Raw genomic sequence first — 20707 nt, 5'->3', positions numbered from 1 at the left:
TCAGCTCCAAAGTTGAATTGTGTCATTTGCTACACTGATTTTTTCTGTATCGGCATCTGGCAATATGACTGGGGTACCAATGGGAATAATGGGCTTATCCATTAAATGTGGATTGAGTTCGCATGTTATTTCGAGTAAGCCTTCACTTCGTCCAAAATGGCGATAAAGGATGGCGTCCAAATTGTCATTTTGTTGTGCGTAAACTTGCATTAGATTAACTCCGCATCGACACGTTTTCTGCCCAATATGTCGCTAATCGCAAAGCGAGCATCACGGCGTAATTCATCAATGCTGTCTTTGAGTTGCGCCATTTTCTTTTCGCCATCGTTAGTGCTGTCGTAGCTTGCATAGCGTTCATAAAGGTTTGCCAGTGCCAAGCAACTTACCGCACGTTTATAGCGATAAATCAGCACGCTTTCGCCGTTGATGTAGGGGGCAGAGATCTGTTCTAAACTGTCGTGTTTACTTTGCGTTTTAAACGTGGAGAGTTCTGCATTGACGCTTGCCATGCCCTCAATCAAGGCATCTTGTAAACGTTGTGTGGTGATGGTGCCGTCTGCACGGTATTGATTACGAAATTGGGAAAGTGACATATCGGGGAAGAAACCATCATTACTGATAATGTCATCTAACGTATCGTAATCATTTAACTGTTGCTGCACTTCGCCCATTTCATAATCGGGGGCAAGTTTGACTGATATTGCGCCGTCGCTCATTGATTTACCCTTATAAAAAAGTCGGGTGAGGATTAAATTAAGCACGGCCAATAAATCCGTCAGAATTTGACCGCACTTTTAATCCGCCCGACGGCTGCGTGGTTTGCTCTTTACCAAAACCGATTATTCATCGGCTTTGTTTAATTGCTTACGTAATTTTTTAATATCGCCTTTCACGCCAATTTTCTGATCTAAACCCAAAGCACGTTCTAAATATGCCAGTGCTTGTTCAGGGTTCTTATCAACCAATAACAAACCCAATTCACGCAATAATCGAGCACGGCTTTCATCGGGCATATCGCAATCAGCGGTGATGCGTTGAACTTGCTCTAAGTAAGCCACTTCGAACGGTTTATTGGCGGCTTGTGCGGCTTTGGCTTGGTCGGCAAATTCTTCTGCTAACAAAGTACCAAGTGTTCGAGTGAATGGCTCGGGCAAGCGTAAATCATGAAATACGGCATAATCGGCAATCTGTAAGGCGAGATGATATTCGCCACAGTCAATCGCCCACACGCACCATGTCATCAGCACATTGTCTTGTTTGCCGGTGCCGGCAGACAATGCGCCTTCAATCCATGGTAAGTAATCCACCAAAATTTGTTTTTTATATGCTGCTTTGCGTTCCGTCGATTGGATTTGTTTTAAATCCTTGCGGTGACGCGCAAGCAAGCGGCACATTTTTTCATATTCAGTGAAATCGCTTAGGTCTTCGGTTTCCGCTGCATGAGCCACTGCAGCGGAGACGGTACGAAGATGGATTTGTGCGGGTGATAGACGTTCAGTCATTATTCTTTATCTTCGAATGTGATGTTTTCGATTAATGCCGCGCAACCGTATTCTTCGACTTTGTAGTCGATGTTTTGCGACAAGTAATCTTCTACGCGGTTGCGTTTCGGATTGTTCTTAATGAAACGGCGCATTGACCCTTCCTGAATGTAGATGGATAAATTATCCAATCGGGTGATCAGGATTGAGTTTTTCGGGAAGAACGGGACGCGAATCGCTTTTAAACCACCAATTTGTTTTTGTGAGATGATCACTTGGCTTGCAAGGTCATCCGTCGGTTTTAAATCCGTGTTAACGATGTTGAAGTATTTATCGTTTAAGATTTCACGACCGCAGATAACCACCAATTCGGTGTCATCGGCGTAAACTTCATCAATTAAGGTGTTGACGGCATCAAGCACTAAGGCATCAATGTTTTCATAGCCGTGGTTTTTGGCTTGACCTTTACCCACTTTGATTTTGTTCTCAGTATTTGCACCGTTCATTACATGTGTTGGCATATCGTCACGTAATTGTTGTAGCCAACCTTTTTTCACGTCTTGCAGTTTCGGATTTGAAGACAAATCGGAGGTTTCACTGCGGCTTGTGCCGTTTAGCCCCATCATAATGAGGTTTAAGGCGATGGTTTTTTGCGTTAAATTTGCCAATTTTTTCTGGAAGTCAGGGTGTTTCGCCCATTGGTCGAGTTTTGCCCATGGAATATGCGTGTCGAAATTGACTTGTTCGCATTTATATTTGCGACCGGTCATTTTGGAAACGTCTTTGGTTTCGCGCTCTTTGGTGTTGGTATCTGTTGTGCTTGCAATCGCGGAAGCCACTTCAAGACCGACCAATTCCGCTTCCATTAACGGATCACGAACAACATTAATCCATTGTAAGAAGTTCGAACTTAACATCACTTTTTCAATCAGTTTTTGTTCTACGCTTGGGGTTACGGTAAATGTTTCTGCTACATCATTACTTGTTACACCGTTTAATTCGGCGACACGTGCCACATAGGCATTAAATTTCTGTTTAGTTTCGTTGCGCATGGTTGTTCCTTTAGCAATCGGTTAAAAATTCGGATTTACCTTCACCGGCAACGATTGGACGTTTGCCGAAGTCGGCGGACGGTGCTTTTTCAAGCGTGGTGAATTTGGCTTGAATGCTTTCATTGGTGGCTTTCACTTCCGTTAATTCGGTTTGCTGTTTTGCTAAATCGTCAGAAAGTGCGGTTAATTTTTCCAAGGTTTCTTTGGTTTGCTCGGCTAAAAGCTCAATGGCTTGTGTTTGATTAGAAAAGCGTTCATCGTCTGATTTTTCTTTTTTCGCAAACAAGCCTTTGATTTTTTCAAAGATGCTTTGTGTTTCTTCCACAAATTCCAATTCAGTTTCAATAGCGGCAGTGAAAATGTTGTCCGCTTTTAACTTGCGAGCATTTAAACCATTGTGTGAGAAACTTAACATTTCTGTGCCTAGGCTCGCTGGGTTGTCTGTGACGGCTAAACCAACTAAATAGGCTTTGCCTGTGTCGGCAAAATTGGTGTCAATTTCTACGGAGGTGTAAACTTTTTGTCCTTCTTTATTTAATGCAATAAGTGCATCAGTTGGCTGTAATTGAGCTAAAAGTTGTAATTTGCCGTCTTCACGTTCTTCTGTTTTTACAGCTAACACATCGCCAAAACAATGTGAGTTCGCCATTTCTGGCAGATAAACTGAAAATTTGATGTGATCTAAATTGATTCGTGCGCCATAGGTGTTTTTCGGATCATAGCTTTCTGCCATTTCTGAAATCCAGTTGCGCTGAATAGTGCGTCCGTCTGTGGTTGCGCCTTCTGTCGCCACAACCACCCATTTAGATTTTTTTGCCATTGGCTTTCTATCCTTTTGATGAGTTGAATCATTGCGCTCATTCTGAAAGAGTTTTCAAGGCGTTGCCACGGCTTGCCGTTGTTGTCTTCCCTTTCACAAAACGCCCCAAAAGACGACCGCACGTTGAATTTCTATGATGACAGGCAAGAAAAAACCGCACCTAAGTGCGGTTGAGAATTAGCAAATTTCGTTATTGAGATAGCGTGTGAGATGACGCCATTTTTCAGGGTTATCTGATTGGAGTTTATCCAGCAGTTTTTTAATGAGCGGTTTGGCGATTTTATGAACTCGTTTGTATTCAGTGACGTTACCATATACTTGCGGAGCAAAAGGAGAATTGAATAATGCCAACGGCTTATACAGATTTTCCAATAAGAAACGCATTCTTTCGTGGGAAAACAATAACCATACTAGGTTGTCAATATCTTGTTGGGAAAAAGATTGCGAGTAAGTGGGTTCTGGCATAGGCAAGGCAGGTTGGCTTATTTCATATTTTCCTGTTTTGCGGATTTGCGGGAGGACTTCTTCAAAGATCCAGTTTTGAAACTCAATCGCTTCGACTTTGTTGGAGCGGAAAATAATGCGGTAGAGGTTCGGTTCGTTGATGAAAGTTAGTTCTTGGTTTCCGCTTGAGGTAGGGATTACATTTCTTGTAACCCCCTCAAAATTTAATCTGAAACGTTCTGGGCTGGCTACTTTGATCGCAAGAGCATCGCAAACATCTTTCAATGCAAAGAAAGGTTCATTGTTGATTACTTCGATACGGATAGAGTTAGATTTGAAATTGAAGGTGGAGATTTGAGTTGTCATTTGTTGTTCCTTTTGATGGAAATCCCGAAAATCGGGCGGTCGAGAGCTCAAAACTTGCAACAAATCAAGCGGAGTTATTCCCTTGCGGTATTGTATTCCTCGCACTCTCGACCATTGATAAAAAATTGTTGTTTTTGACCGCACTTTTTGCGGGTACAAAAAAATCACGCTGACGGGGTGAATTACCGTTTGTTGTTAGGGCTTTTGAGACCCTGTAAGCAGTATCCTACGCTTGAGAGCGGGGCTTGTCAAGCGTAGGGGAAATTATTGCCGTAGCTCTTTTTGCGAAGCAACTGCTAAAAAGTGGCTGCGGTCTTTGTAAATGGGGTTGCTTGCGACACGGCTATCAATGCGTTTGATAAGGTATTCAGGCAAGCTGATATTAATACGGTGGCGTTTGCCTTGATATGCGGAAATATCTACATCAAGCAACAACCAAGTATCGCAATAGTTGAAATCTTCTTGCGTTTGATAGTGACGATAGCCTTTGTCTTGAAGTTCGTTGATATCTATTCCGTCTTCAAACATTATTTCTAAGATGGAATGAATGGCATCAGTCGCCTGCGTTGGGATTTCTTCAAGGGTATCAGCGGCACTAAAGCAGGAATATTCTTCAGTAAATAATGCTGGCACCGTAATGCCGTAGGCTTCATTTTCATTTGTTGGGGTTTCAATGCCGATGGTAAATAACATAGTCGCTCCTTGTGGGTTAGCTCGGCAGAGCTATAGAAGCCCTGCCGATTTTTTAATGGATCTTAATGTGCCGATGGGTACGTGTTGTTTTGGGTGTGGTACGGGGAACGTCTTCCCTGTGATGGGCGATTGCCAGATTTGATGATCGCCTTTACCGTGCCTGACAAAAGTACAACCTGCATTTTTAAGTTCCTTGATTAAGTCGCTGGATCGCATGCTTCCTCCTTGTCGTCTTAATCACGATAAATTATACACAAGCATACACACAATACAAGATTTTTTATAGTGGAAGAATTAAATAATACCTCACCAGAAACTACAGCTGACACTAAACGTCAGGCGCAAGTAATGTATTTTAGCGGCTATAAAATCGCTGAAATTTCACGCCAGTTAAATATTCCTGCATCAACGATTGCCAGTTGGAAAGACAGAGAAAAGTGGGACGATATTGCGCCTGTTGGTCGGGTTGAATTAGCCCTTGAGACAAGATTGAATTTGCTGATTGCCAAAGAAGAAAAGAGCGGTTCAGATTATAAAGAAATTGATTTGCTCGGTCGCCAAATGGAACGGATGGCGAGAGTGAAAAAGTATTCTTTTGGTGACGGCAATGAAGTAGATTTAAATCCTAAACTGGCGAACCGCAACAAGGGCGACCGCAAGAAAACCGAACCCAATGCCATTGATCAGGAACAAGAAGAATTGCTGATTAATGGCTTTCTTGATGGAATGTTTAATTATCAGCGAATTTGGCACAAGGCGAAAGAACATCGAATTAGAAATATTTTAAAAAGCCGACAAATCGGGGCGACTTACTATTTCGCCCACGAAGCCTTTATTGATGCTTTGACGACGGGGCACAATCAAATTTTTTTATCTGCCAGTAAAAAACAAGCCTTACAGTTTCGCTCGTATATTGTGAATTACGCCAAGCAAACGGCAGATGTAGATTTAAAAGGCGAAACCATCAAACTGCCAAATGGGGCAGAATTGATTTTCCTTGGCACGAACTCCGCTACGGCTCAATCCTACCACGGCAATTTGTATTTCGATGAAGTGTTTTGGGTGCCTAAATTTGATGTGATGCGTAAAGTGGCATCAGGTATGGCGGCTCAAAAGATGTATCGCCAAACGTATTTTTCCACACCGACCACGATTGCACACCCTGCTTATGCGTTCTTTTCAGGCAAGGCGTTTAATCGCAATCGTGCGAAATCAGAAAAAATCGAAATCGATATTTCTCACGCAAACTTAAAGAGTGGGAAACTTTGTGCCGACCGGCAATGGAAACAGATTGTGAGTATTTATGATGCAATGGAAGGCGGGTGTAATCTATTCAACATTGATGACCTAATCGCAGAAAACAGCAAAGAAGAATTTGAACAATTGTTTTTGTGCCAATTTGCCGATGATAACAGTTCTGCTTTCAAGTTTTCCGACTTGCAACTTTGCCAAGTGGATAGCTTAGAAGAATGGCACGATTACAAGCCATTTTATCAGCGCCCATTCGGCAATCGTGAAGTGTGGTTAGGTTATGACCCTGCTTTTACTGGCGACCGTGCAGCCTTAGTGATTGTTGCACCGCCGAAAGTGGAAGGGGGCGATTATCGCGTTTTACATAAACAAACTTTTCACGGTATGGATTACGAAACACAAGCAAGCCGCATTAAGCAGTTTTGTGATGATTACAATGTGACTCGCATTGTGATTGATAAAACGGGGATGGGGTCGGGTGTTTATCAGGAAGTGAGAAAGTTTTATCCAATGGCGCAGGGCCTAGAGTATAACGCCGATCTAAAAAATGAAATGGTGTTAAAAACACAAAATTTAATTCAGAAACGCCGCCTGAAATTTGATAGTGGAGACAATGACATCGTGAGTAGTTTTATGACGGTGAAAAAACGCATTACTAGCACGGGGAAAATTACTTATGTTTCAGATCGTTCGGAAGATGCAAGCCACGGCGATTTATCATGGGCAATCATGAACTGTATTTTAAATGTGCCTTATGGTTTAGGCGGCGATGTATCAAGCAACAAATCAACAATATTTACCTTTGAATAGGATAATCCAATGAGCAAAAACACAAAAAAAACCACCGCACTTTCTACTGGAAATCAAGCACAGGCATTCAGCTTTGGGGAGCCAATTCCAGTGATTGACCGTGCAGAAATACTGAATTATTTCGAAAGCGTGGTGATGTATGAAAAATATTACAATCCGCCAATTAATTTAAGTTACTTGGCTAAAGCCTTAAATGCCTCAGCCCATCACAACAGTGCGATCACGGTGAAGAAAAACATTTTACTTTCAACGTGCAAAACCACCGCACTTTTACCTCGTACCCAATTAGAAAAACTGGTGCAAGATTACTTGGTCTTTGGCAATGCTTATATTGAGAAAGCTGTAAATTCGTTTGGTAAGGTTGTCTCGTTAAAATCCCCTCTTGCTAAATATATGCGTGTCGGTGTTGAAACAGGCGTGTTTTATCAGATTGTGAATGGTTTTGATGAATATGAATTTAAAAAAGGTTCTGTCTTTAACTTGATTAATCCTGATGTGAATCAAGAGATTTATGGCGTGCCAGAATATTTGGCCGCACTTCAATCCGCTTTTTTAAATGAAAGTGCCACATTGTTCCGCCGTAAATATTATTTGAATGGCGCGCATGCGGGTTCGATTATTTACATGACCGACCCAACACAGAACCAAGATGATATTGAAGCAATCAAAACACAAATCAGACAGACCAAAGGGACTGGCAACTTTAAAAATTTATTTGTGTATATTCCAAATGGGAAGAAAGATGGGATGCAAGTTATTCCATTGTCTGATGCTATCGCCAAAGATGATTTCCTAAACATTAAGAACGCAAGCCGTGATGATGTGTTAGCTGCGCACCGTGTGCCACCGCAACTAATGGGAATTGTGCCTAATAATACAGGCGGTTTTGGTGATGTAGAAAAAGCAACGCGAGTGTTTTTTATTAATGAGATAATCCCATTGCAAGAACGATTGAAAGAGATTAATAGTTGGGTAGGGGAAGAAGTGATCACGTTCAATGAGTATAAACTATTAGAGTAGTCAAACTGTTTACTGTATGGCGTGATAATCATCACGCCTTTTTTTGATCCTTTTATTTGTTCGAGTCCGTCATCTGCACCCGAATTATCTCTGACAGATCTTTTGCATTGATACACAAAAGGGCATTTGTTTTCTCTTTTCTTCTTAGTATTCCCCCAGTTTATTATACCAAACCACCCAATAGCACAAAGCGGAAAAGCCAAATTTGCTCTGATTTTTCTCCCAAAATCCGCATGAAAAATCGCAGTCAAACCCTCGCCACGCCCGCACACTAAAGATGTCGATTTCAACGCAATTTTAGATCCTTTACAAAGCCTTTTCAGTAATAGCGCTTTTCAGATCCTTTATTTCAGATCTTTTAACGCAAACAAACGCAGAAAAGTGAAAAATCAGATCTTTTGGTAAGCAAAAAAGTTATGTGTCTAGATGTGTCGTTAGTGTGGCGTGGAGTACGATTTTTTTTATGGTATATTAAAAGTGTTGCAGTTTTGATTGATTGGATAACTGATTGAATTATTTGTTATTTATTTTCTTAATGGCTACCAACTATTCACAGTTTGCATAACTCCAAAACCGGGTGTTGGGAGTTCGAGCCTCTCCGCCCCTGCCATCAAAATATCCTTTTCGATTAATCATAAAATATCTTTATACTCATACCTTTTTCATATTATTTAATAATTCTTTTTATTTTTCTTTTTGAATTAGATATATAATTATCGAGTATTTAAATATAAAAATAATTAGTATGAAACCTCAATATTATCTTGGCATGATGTCTGGAACTAGTCTAGATGGAGTGGATGTTGCCCTCGTTGATTTTTCTCTAGAGCCTCGACTTATCTTATCTGATTTTTTTCCTATGCCAGAAAATTTACGTCAGAAATTAACCAAACTCATTCAAGCTGGTGAAACTACTCTACAAAATTTAGGCGAACTCGATCATGAGCTTGCTTTACTGTATTGCGATTGTGTAAATACTTTTCTACAAAAATATAATCTTATTCCAAGCCAAATTGAAGCTATTGGTTGTCATGGGCAGACTGTATGGCATTCTCCTGCTTCAGAATTTCCTTTCACGATGCAACTAGGCGATATGAATTTATTGGCAGCTAAGACGAGAATATCGGTTATTGGTGATTTTCGTCGTAAAGATATGGCTTTAGGTGGACAAGGTGCTCCTCTTGTACCCGCTTTCCATAAAGCTGTATTCTCAAATGCTAATTTTGCTACAGTTGTTTTAAATATTGGAGGGATTAGTAATGTCTCTATATTGTTTCCTAATCAACCTGTAATTGGCTTTGATATGGGGCCAGGTAATACATTATTAGATCAATGGATAGAAAAACACCAAGGTCTTCGCTATGACAAAAATGGTGAGTGGGCTTCAAAAGGCAACGTGAATCAAGTTCTGCTTGAGGAATTATTAAATGAACCTTTTTTCTCTTTACCAGCCCCCAAAAGTACAGGGAGAGAGCTATTTAATCTTGATTGGTTAATTGGCAAAGTAGAAAAAACATCTGAAAAACTTACCGCACTTTGCTCTAAAAAAACATTATCTCCAGAAGATGTACAAGCGACGCTTGTTGAATTGACGGTAACAAGCATTGTCAATGCACTAAATCAACTCCAAACAGATTTACCAAAACGTTTACTAGTATGTGGCGGCGGCGCAAAGAATAGCTTAATTATGCGTGGATTGCATGATAATTTACTCGATTGGCAGGTTGGTACAACGACAGAGCAAGGTTTTGATATTGATTATGTAGAAGCCGCTGCTTTTGCTTGGTTGGCTTATTGTCGAATGAACAATTTACCAGCAAACCTGCCTAGCGTAACTGGCGCAAAAAGTGCGGTTAGTTTGGGGGCTATTTTTCCTAAAGACTAAGGTTAAAATATGAATGACATTATATTAAAAAGTTTATCTACGTTAATTACGGAACAGAGAAATCTGAATTCAATTGATATTGACCGTCAAAGTGCTTTAGATATTGTTCGATTAATGAATAAGGAAGATAAACAAGTTCCTTTAGCTATTGAAGCATGTTTGCCAGAGATTTCGTTAGCGGTAGATAAAATCGTTAATGCTTTTAAACAGGGCGGGCGTCTAGTATATATTGGGGCTGGGACGAGCGGTCGTCTTGGCGTATTGGATGCATCAGAATGCCCTCCTACATTTGGTGTATCTTCGGAAATTGTCAAAGGTATTATTGCAGGCGGAGAACATGCTATTCGTCATCCCGTAGAAGGGGCGGAAGATAATACGAAAGCTGTACTTGAGGATCTACGAAGTATAAATTTCTCAAAAAATGATGTATTAGTTGGCATCGCTGCAAGTGGCCGCACACCTTATGTTATTGCAGGTCTTCAGTACGCTAAATCTCTTGGGGCATTGACAGTTTCTATTGCGAGTAATCCAAAATCTGCGATGGCTGAGATAGCCGATATTGCGATAGAGACGATTGTTGGGCCTGAAATATTGACGGGATCTAGTCGCTTAAAATCTGGTACCGCACAAAAAATGGTACTGAATATGCTGACTACGGCAAGTATGATTTTATTGGGTAAATGTTACGAAAATTTGATGGTCGATGTACAAGCCAGTAATGAAAAGCTTAAAGCACGCGCTGTATGTATTGTGATGCAAGCAACGGATTGTGATAAAGTGCTCGCTGAGCAGACATTAATTGAAGCAGAGCAAAATGCCAAGCTTGCAATTATGATGATTTTAAGTAATTTATCAAAATTAGAGGCGAAGGCATTATTAGAAAGACATCAAGGTAAATTAAGAAATGCACTTTCTAAATAAGACAAAAACCTGATTGTAAAATCAGGTTTTTATTTTGGAATTCCGCGTAGTAATCCTACGGGTTCAAAAGGTTCCATTGAGGTTGGCGCAGGCATTTCTGTAAATAATAGAATAAATGGTTTAGGTGGAATTACTTTTTCATTGCGCCATAAGTTGCCCATTCCTACCAGTTGGATATCTGCTGGTAAATTGTTAAGACCAGCTTGTAACACCGCTATTGTATTTGGACGAGGATGCCCTATCGCAATCGCTGTACCATGTTTCCTTGCATATTGAATTGCAGCTTGAAACTGATGTTGAACGTCAGCTAGTTCGTTACTGTCATCTAAAAATATGTGGCGATCTAATGAACGAACCCCTTGTTCTTTTGCTATTTTTCCAGCTACAGATTTTCCTATTGTTCGACTATCTAAAAAGAATAAATGTTTTTCTTGAAGTGCGGTCATTAAATAAGTCATTAATTGGGGATCGGCTGTAGCTGCACTACCCATGTGATTATTCATGCCAATTGCATAATTCACGATATTTTTGGCTGTATCTACCCGATTATTGACTTGTGTTGCAGACATTCCTAAATGTAGCCCTCCATCTTCTATTTTCACGGCACTCACCGGTTGCATCGGCATATGAATTAAAATGTCTCGGCCTTGAGATTTTGCTTCTTGATTTCGTGCTCGAGCATGAGGCGCAGCAGGAATAATTGCGACGGAAATTTCACGCGGCATTGCAAAAATAGCCGCATCTTCTTTGAGATGATAGCCTACATCATCAATAACAATAGCAAGTTTATTTTGCGCAAGGGAGATGGAAGTATAAAGTGCGGTAGAAAAAATGATGAAATTTTTCACCGCATTTTTTATGAGAAGTTTCATTAACGAATCCATCCAGTTGGATTCACTGGTGTGCCTTTTCGGCTAATTCCAAAATAGAGTGCGGAACGCGAAATTTCACCAGTATTGCCCACTTGAGCAATAGTTTGTCCCGCAGAGACAAGTTGACCAACTTTTACTAATACGGCTTGATTAAAACCATACAAACTTAAGTCGGTTTCACCATGTTTGACGATGACCATATAACCGTAACCATTCAAATACCCCGCTAAAATGACACGCCCAGCCGCAATCGCTTTGACTGCCGTTCCAGCAGAGGCGCCAATAACCATACCTTTCCAACGAACTTCACCTGCCTGAATCGTTCCAAAATTATGTAAAGTTGGCCCTAAAACTGGTGCTGAATATTGTTTTTTGGCAATTCCTAAACCACTTGTACTGTTAAGCAATTGACGTTCTTGTGCTGTCGGTTGATAAGGTTTTGAAGTCCGTTTTTCTTCAGCTTTTTGTCGCTGTGAAAGCGCGTCACGCTCTCTTTTTTCTTGTTCTAAGGCTGCTTTTTCTGCACGTTGAATTTCTTGACGGAGCGCTTGTTCATTAGCCTTTAGGCTATCCAATTTATTTTGATCTCTCGCCAAATTCTTATTAAGTTCATTTAGCGTAGATTGACGTTCTTGCTGTGATTTTTGTAATTCTTGTTGCTGTTTTTTTTGCGTTAAAAGTTGATCTCGATGATTTTTTTGCTGACCTAAAATTGATTCTTTTTGGGATACAATTTGAGCTTGTGTTGCTTTTAAACTATCAATTATTTCGATTCGAACTTGGTTTAAATGTTGGTAGTACACTTTCATGCGTTCTGCTTTTTCCGCATTTTTAGAAAACATTCTTTCAATGACGGAAGGATTTAAACCTGAGCGATAAATCATATCCATTTGTTTCGCTAAGCGTGATTTTTGTTCAGATTCTTGTTTCTCCAATTGTTTGAGTTGTTTATCTGAATCAGAAATTTGCTTACGAATTTCTTTCAAGCTCATTTCTGTTTCATGTAACTCCCCCACGACAGCATTAATTTTACTTTCATGGTTTTTCAAATTAGCTTGTAACTTAGCTTGCTCGTGTTTTTGTTCAGCAATTTTAGATTCTTGTTGCTTAATTTGCTTTTGAATCTGGTTAAGATCGGACGCATGGCTTATTGGGGAAAAAATCAACAAACCGCAGCCAAAAAGTGCGGTGAAAAATGGCGATATTTTTTTGTTTAATCCCGAATACAGCATAATTTTTCCTAAATTCTTAAAATCGCACAAATCTTATCACATTTGTTAAAAGGCGAAAAAGTTTAGCTCCTATTTTTTGCTAAAGATCAGGAAAAATCGCCTTTTTGCTTTTAAACATACTCAATTTTTGCTATAAAGTGCGAGTTATCTTTTACTTAAATTTTAGGAGATTCTTATGGAATTAGTATTTATCCGTCACGGTTTTAGTGAATGGAATGCGAAAAACTTGTTCACTGGCTGGCGTGATGTAAATTTAACAGAACGCGGCGTAGAAGAAGCAAAAGCAGCGGGCAAAAAATTATTAGATGCTGGCTATGAGTTTGATATCGCATTTACATCTGTGCTAACTCGCGCAATCAAAACTTGTAACATCGTGTTAGAAGAATCCCATCAATTATGGATTCCTCAAGTGAAAAACTGGCGTTTAAATGAACGTCATTATGGTGCTTTACAAGGTTTAGATAAAAAAGCTACTGCGGAACAATACGGTGACGAACAAGTTCATATTTGGCGTCGTTCTTATGACATTTCTCCACCAGATTTAGATCCACAAGATCCAAATTCTGCACATAATGACCGTCGTTACGCAAATATTCCGTCTGACGTTGTGCCAAATGCAGAAAACTTAAAAATTACTTTAGAGCGTGCACTTCCATTCTGGGAAGATCAAATTGCACCAGCAATGCTTTCTGGTAAACGTGTTTTAGTTGTTGCTCACGGTAACTCACTCCGCGCATTGGCAAAACATATTATTGGTATTTCTGATGCTGAAATTATGGATTTTGAAATTCCAACAGGTCAACCTTTAGTATTAAAACTTGATGATAAATTAAATTACGTAGAACACTACTATCTTTAATTTATCGTTTTATTTTTTATTTAACATTCAAAGTGCGGTTAATTTTAACCGTACTTTATGTTTAAGGAGACATGAATGAGAAAATTGATAATGTTCATTTTGGCATTGTTGCCATTTTTTACAACATCAGTTATTGCAGCACCAGTACATAAAAATCAAATAAATAAAAAAATTGTAGTAACCAAATCTTTAGATAAAAAACAACAAACTAAAAAAACGAAAGAAACTAAATCAGTTCTAACCAAGAAAACTAGTACTAATAATAAAAAACAAGTTGTGAAATTGACAGACAAAAAGCCCAAAGTTTTGGTAAAGGAAATTAGCTCGAAACCTAAGGCATCTATTGAGAAAACAACAGTTGTTTCTGCAAAACATGAAAAAACAGCAAAAGAGAAATCAGTTTATAAGCCAGTGATCGTGCCACAATGTAATGATTTTTCTGTGTCAAAAGTGCTATCTGATGCATTTAAGCAGCAAGGAGAGGCAACCAAAACTAGCATGATGGTGAAACAAATTCTCCAAGAAAGAGAAACGCAATTTTATCCGCAAAAAGGCATTCGAAGCTGCCATGCTTTAGTGGTGACGGATGGAAAAAGTTATCAAACAGATTACAGCATTATTTTGAATGATAAAGGATTTTTCGTTCAGGTTGAGAATGCGATAAGTTTGTAAACTAGTTTGTTGAAATGAGCAAGATTTTATCTTCTTGATAAAATAAAACCCCGCAGATTGGCAGGGTTTTTCAAACAAGTCCAAATTATTTTGTACTTGGAATTTTGAAACGGCTGTTGAAACGCTCAACACGACCACCAGTATCAACAACACGTTGTTTACCAGTGTAGAATGGGTGGCAGTTACCACACACATCAAGATTGATGTCTTTACCTAAAGTTGAACGAGTTTTGATCACATTACCACAAGAACAGGTCGCTGTGATTTCTTTATATTCAGGATGAATACCTTGTTTCATAGAAAACCTCAAAATGAAGCCACGCCGCTATAAGAACTTTCTCCCCACACCGCGTGAGTTAATAATACGCCATAATTGGCACCAAATAGATCGCGGATTATACTGAAAAAATACAGATAAACAAGCCTTATTTTCGTGTAAAATCGTCAGGATCTTTAACCGCACTTTTCTTTTATGTTAGCAAAATCTTCAAGTAACGCACCTTTTGCACAATCTGTGCTGAAATGGTATGACAAATTTGGACGTAAACATTTGCCGTGGCAACAAGATAAAACGCTTTATGGCGTATGGCTTTCTGAGGTGATGTTACAACAAACACAAGTTGCGACAGTGATTCCTTATTTTGAGCGATTTATTAAAACATTTCCAAATATCACCGCACTTGCCGATGCTTCTCAAGATGAAGTTTTGCATTTATGGTCTGGTTTAGGCTATTACGCTCGGGCGCGTAATTTGCATAAAGCAGCCCAAAAAGTGCGGGATGAATTTAATGGAAATTTTCCGACAGACTTTATGCATGTTTGGGCGTTACCCGGTGTGGGGCGCTCGACAGCTGGAGCTATTTTATCTTCCGTATTAAATCAGCCTTATCCGATTTTAGACGGTAATGTAAAACGAGTGTTAGCTCGCTATTTTACTGTTGAGGGGTGGCCTGGCGATAAAAAAGTAGAAAATTATTTGTGGACGTTGACGGAACAGGTTACACCCATAGGTCGTGTGGCGGATTTTAATCAAGCTATGATGGATATTGGCGCGATGGTATGTACGCGAACCAAACCAAAATGTGAGCTTTGCCCATTAAATTTTGAGTGCTTAGCTTATCAAAATCATAGTTGGGAAAAGTTTCCTGCTAAAAAGCCGAAAAGAAATATGCCAGAAAAAGACACTTATTTTTTGATTTTATCTAAAAATGGCAAAGTGTGCTTGGAGCAGCGAGAAAACTCGGGGTTATGGGGCGGATTATTTTGTTTTCCACAATTTGAAGATAAAGCATCGTTACTTAGTTTTTTAGCGCAAGAAAAAGTCAGCTATTATCAAGAATGGCCAGCTTTTCGTCATACCTTTAGTCATTTCCATTTAGATATCTATCCTATTTATGCTGAAATGGACGGTGGAATTAATATTGAGCAAGCTAATGTAGATTGGCGCAAAGTTGTGGAAAGCCCAAAAGAATATCAATCAAATCTATCAAGTGCGGTCAAATATTGGTATGATCCGAAAAATCCTGAACAGATCGGGCTTGCTCAGCCCGTGAAGAATCTTTTAATACAATTTGCAAGGAATTATTATGGCAAGAATGGTATTTTGTGAGTATCTCAAACAAGAAGCTGAAGGTTTAGATTTCCAACTTTATCCTGGAGAACTAGGTAAACGTATTTTTGATTCAGTGAGTAAGAAAGCTTGGGGAGAATGGATTAAGAAACAGACAATGCTAGTGAATGAGAAAAAACTCAATATGATGAACGCGGAACACCGTAAATTGTTAGAACAAGAAATGGTGAATTTTTTGTTTGAAGGTAAAGATGTTCATATTGAAGGTTATGTTCCTCCATCAAATTAATTGGCTGTTATACAATGAAAAAGTATTTAGTATTAGCGTTATTACCGCTTTTGTATGCTTGTAGCGATTCGTTAAATCGTGGAAGCATGAATTATGATGAATCCTTTGCAAAAGACACGCAAGGGTTAGATATTCTCACAGGGCAATTCTCGCATAATATTGACCGCATTTGGGGCGTCAATGAATTGTTAGTGGCTAGTCGAAAAGATTACGTGAAATATACAGATTCTTTTTATACGCGTAGCCACGTGAGTTTTGATGAAGGTAATATCGTTATTGAAACCCAGCAAGATCTCAATCGATTACATAATGCTATTGTCCATACTTTGTTAATGGGGGCGGATGCAAAAGGTATTGATTTATTTGCATCTGGAGATGTGCCGATTAGCTCTCGTCCATTCCTTTTAGGACAGGTTGTGGATCATCAAGGGCAACAAATTGCTAATCAAGTTATCGCAAGTAATTTCGCCACTTACTTGATTCAAAATAAATTACAAACTCGTCGATTACAAAACGGGCATACTGTGCAATTTGTTGCGATTCCAATGATTGCAAATCACGTAGAAGTGCGTGCACAGAAATATCTACCATTGGTTCGTAAAGCGGCTGAACGTTATGGCATTGATGAAAGTTTGATCTTAGGTATTATACAAACAGAATCTAGTTTTAACCCATACGCGATTAGCTATGCAAATGCAATTGGATTAATGCAAGTCGTGCCTCATACGGCAGGTCGAGATGTATTTGCAATGAAAGGAAAGGGCGGTCAACCATCAACTCGTTATTTATATGATCCTGCGAATAATATTGATGCTGGCGTATCTTATTTGTGGATTTTACAAAATCAATATTTAGATGGAATTACGAATCCAACCTCAAAACGTTTTGCAATGATTTCTGCTTATAATAGTGGGGCTGGTGCTGTATTGCGTGTTTTTGATAATGATAAGGATATGGCGATTTACAAAATTAACCAAATGTATCCAGAGCAAGTTTATCGCATTCTAACGACAGCTCACCCATCATCACAGGCTCGCAATTATTTGTTGAAAGTTGATAAGGCACAGAAAAAATTCCGTGTAAGACGATAATTGAATTTTTTCAGATAATCAAAAATGCTCGTTAGGAAATACCATCGAGCATTTTTTATAATAAGTGCGGTTTATTTTGAAATAATTTTATTATTTCGTTGTTTTAATAAACATATTGATGATTAACTATTCAAACGCAACGTTTTTTTGTATTTTTTTAAATTTAAGTGTTGACCGAATCCCAAAAAAATAGTTTAATACGCTCCGTTGTCAGGCAGTAGCCAATAACGATAACGCCTCGATAGCTCAGTCGGTAGAGCAGGGGATTGAAAATCCCCGTGTCGGTGGTTCGATTCCGCCTCGAGGCACCATTTCCTCCTTAGTTCAGTCGGTAGAACGGTGGACTGTTAATCCATATGTCGCAGGTTCGAGTCCCGCAGGAGGAGCCAAATTCAAAAAAAGCCGCTAAAGAATTTTAGCGGCTTTTTGCTATCTCTTATTCCAGCACATAAATTATTTCCCCATTTAAAACGGAAGTTATTAAGCATCAGAATTAATTCTGTTTTTTCCCATCTTTTTTCCTTATCTTCTTTCTTTTGTATTTTCATTAATGCTTTGAATCAGTAAAGAAAAACGTTTATATGAACCTTGTGTATATTTATAAAGATTATATCTAGTTACAAAAGGAGTGGTTTCTTACAGTTTGTAATAATGAAATAAAGCCTTTATAGAGCATTCAAGGAAAACTCTTTGCCATATCTAATAATCAGGTCTTATCTTCTATAGTTTACTGTTTTTGATATTGAATCTTGGAGAGCGTATTGTGATGGAATATGAGACGGGAAATAAGATAACCCCAATAATAGTAGATAAAACAAAACCCCGCGATTAGTTTCGCGGGGCTTTGTTTAGTCAAATGGTGCTCTGGGCGAGACTTGAACTCGCACGACCTGTGGTCACTACCCCCTCAAGATAGCGTGTCTACCAATTCCACCACCAGAGCGTTAATTTTTATGCTAATCCTATTTTATTGTGGGATGTCGCTATTTTTATTTTCTTTCGCTGGAGCTGCTTGTTGTTGCTGAACTTGCTCTGCAGCTTGTGATAAATCGTCAAAAGCACCTTTTTGAATATTGCCTTTATGTGAATTCATGTTTCCCAAAACAAGAGCAATAACAAAAAATGCGGTTGCTAAAATCGCACTGGTACGTGTTAAAAAGTTACCTGCACCAGCAGCGCCAAACATTGTACCTGATGCGCCGCCACCAAAAGATGCGCCAGCGTTCGCTCCTTTACCTTGTTGAACGAGAATAAACCCGATCAAGGCAATCGCGACAACAACATAAATAAATAAAAGAACTTGATACATTTTTTCTCTCTAATTTGCAATTTTGCAAGAAAACCAGTCGTGAATGTTATAGAAAATTCAATTTTCTCGCAAGTGCTTTGCATAAAAAAAATATTAACTGGTTTAACTTTAATCAGTTTGACCGTTTGATTTACTGGATTTTTTTTGCCGCACTTTTAGGTTTTGCTCTATCGGATTTAATCATTTTAATGCGGCTTAATTGTCTTAATGCATTAAGATCTACAAAACGGACTAAATCAGGCAATATTTGATTCAAGTTATGCATAAATTGCTGATAGGTTGCTTGTTTTTGACTAATGTCTGTGAGTTGTGATTCCCAATGGGCGGTCATATCTGGTTGGGTGGCAATATCTGGTAATGCCTGAATTAAAATTCTTCCAGTTTCTGTGCTATGAATATTTCGCCCTTTTTTCGTTAAAAAACCGCGTTTAAAAAGTAACTCAATGATGCCAGCGCGAGTAGCCTCTGTGCCCAATCCATCCGTTTCTCGCAGAATTTTTTTGAGTTCTTTATCCTGTACAAATCGTGCAATTCCCGTCATTGCTGAAAGCAAAGTTGCATTTGTGAAAGGCTTTGGCGGCTGAGTTTTTTTACTAATTACCTCTCCGCGTTCACAATTCAAAATTTGTCCTTTCTTTACTATTGGTAATAAGGGTTCTTGATTTTCTGTATCGTCTTCTTTGCCTAATAATTCTTTCCACCCAGCCGTTTGTAAATTTCGCGCTTGGGCTATAAAAGTACCGCCGGCGATATTTAATGTGATTTTGCTTTTACGATATTCTGCGTCAGGACAAAATTGCATTAAATATTGGCGAGCGATAAGGCTGTAAATATTACGTTCTTCTTGTGTTAGATTTACTGGACGATTTTTGGCGGTTGGAATGATTGCATGGTGAGCTTCTACTTTTTTATCATTCCAACAGCGATTTCTTTGTTCAATTGAAATGACATTTGGTAAGACTTGATAAGCTTCACAATGGGTTGAAATTGCATTTAATACGTTATGACGTTCTGTAAAATGTTCTTCGGGCAAATATCGACAATCAGAACGCGGATAAGTAATTAAACGATGAGTTTCATATAGGCGTTGGCACGTATCTAATACGGCTTGAGCGGACATACCGAATCGCTTTGCTGCATCAATTTGTAACGCAGAAAGGGAATAAGGCAAGGGCGCCGTTTCTTTTTCACGAACGTCTTTGTATTCGGTTACTTCTGCTGGTTGATTTGTAATACGTTTTACAACGTTTTCTGCTAATCCTTTAGAGAGCACCCTGCCGTCATCATCTTGGTAATCTTCACAAGCTTTGCTAGGTTGCCATAAGGCACTAAAAAGTGCGGTTGATTTCCCCTGAGTTTTTTGTTCTTTATTCTCTGGATTAATCCAGGCTAGTACTTCAAAGAAATCTTTCGGTTGGAAATGTTCAATTTCCAAATCTCGACGTACAATTAAACCCAGCACAGGGGTTTGCACTCGACCAACCGAAAGCACGCCATCATAGCCAGTTTGTCTGCCACGAATAGTATAGGCTCTCGTCATATTGATGCCATAAAGCCAATCGGCGCGAGCTCGTGCGAGTGCGGATGTGGCAAGAGGAATAAAATTACGGTTGGGTTGTAATTTTTTAACCGCTTTTTCTACCGCACTTGGATTTAGGTCGCTAATCAAGCAGCGTAAAATTTTATCGCGTTTTTCTGCAGATAAATTAGCATAACTGAACACTTCATCGACAAGTAATTGTCCTTCTCTATCAGGGTCTCCCGCATTAACAAGTGTATCGGCTTGATGGATTAGTTTTTCCACTACAGAAAGTTGTTTTTTCACTTCTTTTCGTGGTAAAAGTTGCCATTTTTCAGGAATGATAGGGAGATGCTCTAAACGCCATTGTTTGAATTTAGGATCATAGGCATCGGGTTCTGCTTGCTCAAGTAGATGCCCTACACACCAAGTTACCACATCATTATCGCCACATTTGATAAAACCATCCCCACGTTGATGGGGTTTCGGGAGCACATCAGCAATAGCGCGAGCTAAGCTTGGTTTTTCGGCGATAAATAAACGCATAATGG

Annotated in this window: 23 protein-coding genes and 3 tRNA genes; 12 read left to right on the top strand and 14 right to left on the bottom strand. The window is 39.2% G+C overall.

The window, feature by feature from the left end:
• The 6 genes from DV415_RS06855 to DV415_RS06830 all read right to left on the bottom strand — a co-directional run bounded on the left by DV415_RS06855 (position 1) and on the right by DV415_RS06830 (position 4163).
• Positions 1 to 210, bottom strand: coding sequence for a tail protein X (locus DV415_RS06855; RefSeq protein ID WP_005668467.1), 210 nt, complete (start codon positions 208 to 210; stop codon positions 1 to 3).
• Positions 210 to 716, bottom strand: a complete 507-nt coding sequence (locus DV415_RS06850; protein ID WP_118789993.1) for a head completion/stabilization protein — start codon at positions 714 to 716, stop codon at positions 210 to 212. The genes DV415_RS06855 and DV415_RS06850 overlap by 1 nt, the downstream gene beginning before the upstream one ends.
• A 123-nt stretch (positions 717 to 839) precedes the next feature.
• Complete coding sequence (locus tag DV415_RS06845) at positions 840 to 1502, bottom strand: phage terminase small subunit (RefSeq protein ID WP_118789992.1); 663 nt, start codon at positions 1500 to 1502, stop codon at positions 840 to 842.
• Positions 1502 to 2533: a phage major capsid protein, P2 family gene (locus DV415_RS06840; RefSeq protein WP_114908579.1), complete on the bottom strand. Its 1032-nt coding sequence runs from the start codon at positions 2531 to 2533 to the stop codon at positions 1502 to 1504. Before DV415_RS06840 ends, DV415_RS06845 begins: the two co-directional genes overlap by 1 nt.
• 10 nt (positions 2534 to 2543) lie before the next feature.
• The gene (locus DV415_RS06835) at positions 2544 to 3353 is read right to left on the bottom strand and encodes a GPO family capsid scaffolding protein (protein WP_118789991.1); all 810 of its coding nucleotides are present in this window, start codon (positions 3351 to 3353) and stop codon (positions 2544 to 2546) included.
• Between the two features lie 177 nt (positions 3354 to 3530).
• Positions 3531 to 4163: a BRO family protein gene (locus DV415_RS06830; RefSeq protein WP_118789990.1), complete on the bottom strand. Its 633-nt coding sequence runs from the start codon at positions 4161 to 4163 to the stop codon at positions 3531 to 3533.
• Here DV415_RS06830 and DV415_RS06825 point away from each other — a divergent pair.
• The gene (locus tag DV415_RS06825; protein WP_005672190.1) at positions 4157 to 4336 is read left to right on the top strand and encodes a hypothetical protein; all 180 of its coding nucleotides are present in this window, start codon (positions 4157 to 4159) and stop codon (positions 4334 to 4336) included. The genes DV415_RS06830 and DV415_RS06825 overlap by 7 nt on opposite strands.
• Positions 4337 to 4427: 91 nt before the next feature.
• On the opposite strand, the gene DV415_RS06820 is transcribed toward DV415_RS06825, so the two are convergent.
• Complete coding sequence (locus tag DV415_RS06820) at positions 4428 to 4856, bottom strand: type II toxin-antitoxin system HicB family antitoxin (RefSeq protein ID WP_105891871.1); 429 nt, start codon at positions 4854 to 4856, stop codon at positions 4428 to 4430.
• A 30-nt stretch (positions 4857 to 4886) separates the two neighbouring features.
• Entirely contained in the window at positions 4887 to 5072 is a 186-nt protein-coding gene (locus DV415_RS06815) for a type II toxin-antitoxin system HicA family toxin (protein ID WP_085012525.1), read from the bottom strand.
• 66 nt (positions 5073 to 5138) lie between these two features.
• Between DV415_RS06815 and DV415_RS06810 the strand changes: the two genes are divergently transcribed.
• The 4 genes from DV415_RS06810 (at position 5139) to murQ (ending at position 10743) form a co-directional block, all read left to right on the top strand.
• A complete protein-coding gene (locus tag DV415_RS06810; RefSeq protein WP_421794322.1) occupies positions 5139 to 6917 on the top strand; it encodes a terminase large subunit domain-containing protein in 1779 nt (592 codons plus the stop codon).
• A gap of 9 nt (positions 6918 to 6926) precedes the next feature.
• Positions 6927 to 7937 (top strand): phage portal protein, encoded by a 1011-nt coding sequence (locus tag DV415_RS06805; RefSeq protein ID WP_118789988.1) that lies wholly within the window; start codon positions 6927 to 6929, stop codon positions 7935 to 7937.
• Positions 7938 to 8682: 745 nt separating this feature from the next.
• Complete coding sequence (locus tag DV415_RS06800) at positions 8683 to 9822, top strand: anhydro-N-acetylmuramic acid kinase (protein WP_192879104.1); 1140 nt, start codon at positions 8683 to 8685, stop codon at positions 9820 to 9822.
• A 9-nt stretch (positions 9823 to 9831) separates the two neighbouring features.
• On the top strand, positions 9832 to 10743 hold the full coding sequence (murQ, locus tag DV415_RS06795) for an N-acetylmuramic acid 6-phosphate etherase (RefSeq protein WP_118789986.1): 912 nt from the start codon (positions 9832 to 9834) through the stop codon (positions 10741 to 10743).
• Between the two features lie 29 nt (positions 10744 to 10772).
• On the opposite strand, the gene DV415_RS06790 is transcribed toward murQ, so the two are convergent.
• The gene (locus tag DV415_RS06790; RefSeq protein ID WP_118789985.1) at positions 10773 to 11615 is read right to left on the bottom strand and encodes a divergent polysaccharide deacetylase family protein; all 843 of its coding nucleotides are present in this window, start codon (positions 11613 to 11615) and stop codon (positions 10773 to 10775) included.
• The gene (gene envC, locus DV415_RS06785; protein WP_118789984.1) at positions 11615 to 12847 is read right to left on the bottom strand and encodes a murein hydrolase activator EnvC; all 1233 of its coding nucleotides are present in this window, start codon (positions 12845 to 12847) and stop codon (positions 11615 to 11617) included. Before envC ends, DV415_RS06790 begins: the two co-directional genes overlap by 1 nt.
• A gap of 175 nt (positions 12848 to 13022) precedes the next feature.
• Between envC and DV415_RS06780 the strand changes: the two genes are divergently transcribed.
• Both DV415_RS06780 and DV415_RS06775 read left to right on the top strand, forming a co-directional pair.
• Positions 13023 to 13706: a 2,3-diphosphoglycerate-dependent phosphoglycerate mutase gene (locus DV415_RS06780; protein WP_005625827.1), complete on the top strand. Its 684-nt coding sequence runs from the start codon at positions 13023 to 13025 to the stop codon at positions 13704 to 13706.
• A gap of 75 nt (positions 13707 to 13781) precedes the next feature.
• Positions 13782 to 14378, top strand: a complete 597-nt coding sequence (locus tag DV415_RS06775; protein WP_118789983.1) for a hypothetical protein — start codon at positions 13782 to 13784, stop codon at positions 14376 to 14378.
• 85 nt (positions 14379 to 14463) lie between these two features.
• On the opposite strand, the gene rpmE is transcribed toward DV415_RS06775, so the two are convergent.
• Entirely contained in the window at positions 14464 to 14676 is a 213-nt protein-coding gene (rpmE, locus tag DV415_RS06770) for a 50S ribosomal protein L31 (protein ID WP_005625828.1), read from the bottom strand.
• Positions 14677 to 14850: 174 nt separating this feature from the next.
• On the opposite strand from rpmE, the gene mutY reads away from it, so the two are divergent.
• The 5 genes from mutY (at position 14851) to DV415_RS06745 (ending at position 17717) form a co-directional block, all read left to right on the top strand.
• Positions 14851 to 15987 (top strand): A/G-specific adenine glycosylase, encoded by a 1137-nt coding sequence (mutY, locus tag DV415_RS06765; protein ID WP_118789982.1) that lies wholly within the window; start codon positions 14851 to 14853, stop codon positions 15985 to 15987.
• Positions 15965 to 16237, top strand: a complete 273-nt coding sequence (locus DV415_RS06760) for an oxidative damage protection protein (RefSeq protein WP_005625838.1) — start codon at positions 15965 to 15967, stop codon at positions 16235 to 16237. Before mutY ends, DV415_RS06760 begins: the two co-directional genes overlap by 23 nt.
• A 14-nt stretch (positions 16238 to 16251) precedes the next feature.
• Positions 16252 to 17328, top strand: a complete 1077-nt coding sequence (gene mltC / locus DV415_RS06755; RefSeq protein WP_118789981.1) for a membrane-bound lytic murein transglycosylase MltC — start codon at positions 16252 to 16254, stop codon at positions 17326 to 17328.
• A gap of 235 nt (positions 17329 to 17563) precedes the next feature.
• Positions 17564 to 17639, top strand: a tRNA-Phe gene (locus DV415_RS06750).
• Positions 17640 to 17641: 2 nt separating this feature from the next.
• Positions 17642 to 17717, top strand: a tRNA-Asn gene (locus tag DV415_RS06745).
• Between the two features lie 468 nt (positions 17718 to 18185).
• Here the strand turns inward: DV415_RS06745 and DV415_RS06740 are convergent.
• The 3 genes from DV415_RS06740 to DV415_RS06730 form a co-directional block, all read right to left on the bottom strand.
• Positions 18186 to 18271 (bottom strand) — tRNA-Leu (locus DV415_RS06740).
• A 24-nt stretch (positions 18272 to 18295) separates the two neighbouring features.
• Positions 18296 to 18637, bottom strand: coding sequence for a preprotein translocase subunit SecG (secG, locus tag DV415_RS06735; protein ID WP_005630926.1), 342 nt, complete (start codon positions 18635 to 18637; stop codon positions 18296 to 18298).
• A 130-nt stretch (positions 18638 to 18767) separates the two neighbouring features.
• The gene (locus DV415_RS06730) at positions 18768 to 20702 is read right to left on the bottom strand and encodes a DNA topoisomerase III (protein WP_118789980.1); all 1935 of its coding nucleotides are present in this window, start codon (positions 20700 to 20702) and stop codon (positions 18768 to 18770) included.
• Positions 20703 to 20707 lie beyond the last annotated feature (5 nt).

The organism is Haemophilus haemolyticus, assembly GCF_003490595.1.
In the GTDB taxonomy this organism is placed as follows: Bacteria; Pseudomonadota; Gammaproteobacteria; order Enterobacterales; family Pasteurellaceae; genus Haemophilus; species Haemophilus haemolyticus_L.
The sequence above is the reverse complement of the archived record's forward strand: the minus strand, read 5'-3'. Positions and strand labels throughout refer to the sequence as shown.